This window comes from Cryobacterium sp. Sr8 (genome assembly GCF_004403225.1).
Taxonomy (GTDB): Bacteria; Actinomycetota; Actinomycetes; order Actinomycetales; family Microbacteriaceae; genus Cryobacterium; species Cryobacterium psychrotolerans.
Genome location: NZ_SOHO01000013.1, coordinates 1 through 3,290 on the forward strand (window position 1 = coordinate 1; position 3,290 = coordinate 3,290).

General features: G+C 69.2%; 3 protein-coding genes. 2 read left to right on the top strand and 1 reads right to left on the bottom strand.

What is annotated here, in order from left to right:
- Nucleotides 1–119: 119 nt before the first annotated feature.
- Entirely contained in the window at nt 120–404 is a 285-nt protein-coding gene (locus E3T54_RS01470) for a DUF6457 domain-containing protein (RefSeq protein ID WP_198414414.1), read from the bottom strand.
- 249 nt (nt 405–653) lie between these two features.
- Here E3T54_RS01470 and ectB point away from each other — a divergent pair, with 249 nt between their 5' ends.
- Together ectB and E3T54_RS01480 are read left to right on the top strand one after the other, a co-directional pair.
- Nucleotides 654–1,913 carry a diaminobutyrate--2-oxoglutarate transaminase gene (gene ectB, locus E3T54_RS01475; RefSeq protein WP_198414415.1) on the top strand — a complete coding sequence of 420 codons (1,260 nt, stop codon included), beginning with the start codon at nt 654–656 and terminating at the stop codon, nt 1,911–1,913.
- 89 nt (nt 1,914–2,002) lie between these two features.
- Nucleotides 2,003–3,118: an AI-2E family transporter gene (locus E3T54_RS01480; RefSeq protein ID WP_134474263.1), complete on the top strand. Its 1,116-nt coding sequence runs from the start codon at nt 2,003–2,005 to the stop codon at nt 3,116–3,118.
- Nucleotides 3,119–3,290 lie beyond the last annotated feature (172 nt).

Here is a 3,290-nt window from a genome sequence, read left to right on the forward strand (position 1 = left end):
CCGCGCGCGACCAAGAACACCCGCACCAGCCGGCACCGTCGGAATCAACATCCCCGACACAGCCGTCACAAACTAACCCGAGTGGCTCCACTCAGCTTGACATCGCGCGTTCGCGGGGGTTATTCGGTCGCGAGCCGGGTGGCGATCGCGGCGATCCGTTCGACGTCGTCGGGGGAGCCGCCGGCGCGGGCGGCCGCGTAGCCGACCAGGAACGTGGTGAGGGGCGCGGCCGGACGGGCCACGCCGTGGGCTGCGTCGCGGGCGAGGTCGAGCACGAGCGCGACGTTGATGACGTCGGCCGGAAGACCCAGCTCCCGGACGAGTCGGGTGACCCACTCGTCGAGCACGGCCGGGCCGGATGCCGCGGGGCTGGGCGGCAACACTGGTGCGGTGTCTTCTGGCATGGCGCTACTCCTTGGCGACGGTGATGGCTGCGGCCGTGCTGGCTGCGGCGGTGCTGGCGGCCGAGCGGCCCCCCCCGCCAAGGTTAGCCATCCGGAGGGGGAGTGCATAGGCTCAAGGGGCGCATGCCGACAACGACCGGGTCGTCACGAGCTCACTTTCGAAGAACAAATTTCCCGGACGCCCACGATGCCGAGCCGCTCCACCCGATCGGCCGGCCGGGCCATCACCCCAAATGCGGAGGAACTCCCATGGCCATGATCACTGACGTCTTCACCACGCGAGAATCACAGGTCCGGAGCTATTCCCGGTCCTGGCCGGTCGTGTTCGACCGCGCCGTCGGCAGCACCATGTACGACGAGAACGGCCGCGGCTACCTGGACTTCTTCGCCGGCGCCGGCGCCCTCAACTACGGCCACAACAACCCGCAACTCAAGAAGGTCCTGATCGACTACCTGAGCGACGACCGGGTCATGCACTCGCTGGACATGTTCACCACCGCGCGCCGGGACTTCCTCGAGACCTTCGACTCGCTGATCCTGAAGCCGCGGAACCTCGACTACAAGATCGTCTTCCCCGGCCCCGGCGGCACGAACGCCGTCGAGGCTGCCCTCAAGCTCGCCCGCAAGGTGACCGGCCGCACCGGCGTCATCAACTTCACGAACGCCTTCCACGGGATGACGCTCGGCGCGCTCGCCGTGACCGGCAACGCGCTCAAGCGTGGCGGCGCCGGCGTTCCCCTCGTGCACACGACGCCGATGCCGTTCGACGGCTACCTCGAGGGCGGCGCCGACTTCGCCTACCTGGAACGCCTCCTCGGCGACAGCGGCAGCGGGCTGGACAAGCCGGCCGCGGTCATCGTGGAGTCGGTGCAGGGCGAGGGCGGCATCAACGTGGCCAGGGCCGAGTGGCTGCGCGGCCTGTCCGAGCTGTGCCGGGAGCACGGCGTGCTGCTGATCCTCGACGATGTGCAGATGGGCTGCGGACGAACCGGCGGGTTCTTCAGCTTCGAAGCAGCCGGGATCGTGCCCGACATGGTCTGCCTGTCGAAGTCGATCAGCGGCTACGGCCTGCCGATGGCGCTCACCCTGATCCGTCCGGAGCTCGACATCTGGGCGCCGGGGGAGCACAACGGCACCTTCCGCGGCATCAGCCCCGCCTTCGCCACCGCGGCCGAGGCCATCCGCCTCTACTGGTCGGATGACGCGCTCGAGCGTTCGACGCTCGCCAGGGGCGAGACCGTGCAGGCACGCTTCGCCGCCATCGCGGCCCGCTACCCGGAGCATGCCCTCGTGGCGAAGGGACGAGGACTGGCCCGCGGGCTGCAGTTCGCCGACGGTGACCTGGCCGGCCGGGTCTGCGCCGAGGCCTTCACCCGGGGCCTGCTGATGGAAACGTCGGGTCCGGAGGGCGAGGTCATGAAGGTCCTGCCCGCACTGACCATCACCGACGAGGAACTCGAGCGCGGGCTCGGCATCATCGACGAATCCGTCGCGGCGGTCCTCGGCTAAAGGTCAGGCGGTCGGTCCTCGGCCAGGGCGATTCACGGCAGGCCGCACGACAGGAGTCGTCGGCCCCGCCGCCTGTCTAAGGTTGCACCATGGGAGAAGACGACAACACCGGCCGACCGTCCATTCGAGCACCCTGGACGGACGGCCTGGGGCGCCTCGGCATCCGCAGCGGGCAGCTCATCCTGGTGATCACGCTCGCCTCGGTGGTCGTGTTCGGGTTGGTGCAGTTGAAGCTCGTGGTGATTCCGGTCCTGATCTCCGTGATTCTCGCGGCCGCGATCGCCCCGCTCGTCGGCTGGCTGCGGCGGCGCGGCCTCTCGGCGATGCTCGCCACCTGGCTCACGCTGCTCGCCGGTGTGCTCGTTTTCGGCGGGATCATCACCCTGATCGTGTTCGCCGTGCGCAACCAGTGGGGCGAACTGGCCCAGGCCGGCTCTGACGGCCTGGACGAGCTGCAGGCCTTCCTGGCCGACGGGCCGATCCCGATCGACCAGGCGCAATTGGATGACGCACGCGCGGCACTCGTCGATTTCATCACGAGCAGCCAGTTCGGCACCGGTGCGATTGCCGGGGCCTCCGCCGCGGCCGAGGCGATCACCGGGATCCTGCTCGTGGCGGTCATCCTGTTCTTCTTCCTCAAAGACGGCGACGGGATCTGGGCGTTCTTCCTGCGCCCCTTCCGTGGCGAGCGCCTCGAGCGGATGCGCCGCATCGGGGACACCGCGCCGCGGGTGCTCGGCGGCTACGTGCGAGGCACGGCGATCATCGCCCTGGTCGACGCGGTGGCGATCGGAGGCGGGCTGGCGATCCTCCAGGTCCCGCTGGCGCTTCCGCTGGCCGTCATCATCTTCCTCACCGCCTTCATCCCCCTGATCGGGGCGACGGTCGCGGGTATCCTCGCCGCACTCGTCGCGCTGGTCGCCAACGGGCCGGTCGTCGCCCTCATCGTGCTGGGCATCGTCATTGTGGTCAACCAGCTGGAGGGGGACCTGCTGCAGCCCCTGGTGATGGGGCAGTCCCTCAAGCTTCACCCGCTGGTGATCCTGGTGGCCCTGACCGCCGGCACGATCCTCGGCGGCATTGCCGGGGCGGTCCTCGCGGTGCCGATCACGGCGGTGGGTTGGGCGATCCTCAAGGTGTGGAACGGTCCGGACGAATCCCTCCTCGCGCGGCCGCCCCGCAAGCGGCGGGCCGCGAGCGTGTAGCGTCGTCCGCAACGCCGCGTACCGGAAGCTGTTCGGCTGCCGGTTCCGAGCTGCGCGGGTGGCACGCCGCTGCGCGGGTGGCGCACGCTGATTGCCATGATGGTCGTAAGACACCCTAGGCAAGCAGTGCGGGGAATTGGAGCAGCTATGAATGACCCGATTATTGGCGTGA

What these genes read in the sequence shown, in the direction of transcription:
- E3T54_RS01470 (WP_198414414.1), bottom strand. Translation starts at nt 404, where the DNA reads ATGCCAGAAGACACCGCACCAGTGTTGCCGCCCAGCCCCGCGGCATCC.
- ectB (WP_198414415.1), top strand. Translation starts at nt 654, where the DNA reads ATGGCCATGATCACTGACGTCTTCACCACGCGAGAATCACAGGTCCGG.
- E3T54_RS01480 (WP_134474263.1), top strand. Translation starts at nt 2,003, where the DNA reads ATGGGAGAAGACGACAACACCGGCCGACCGTCCATTCGAGCACCCTGG.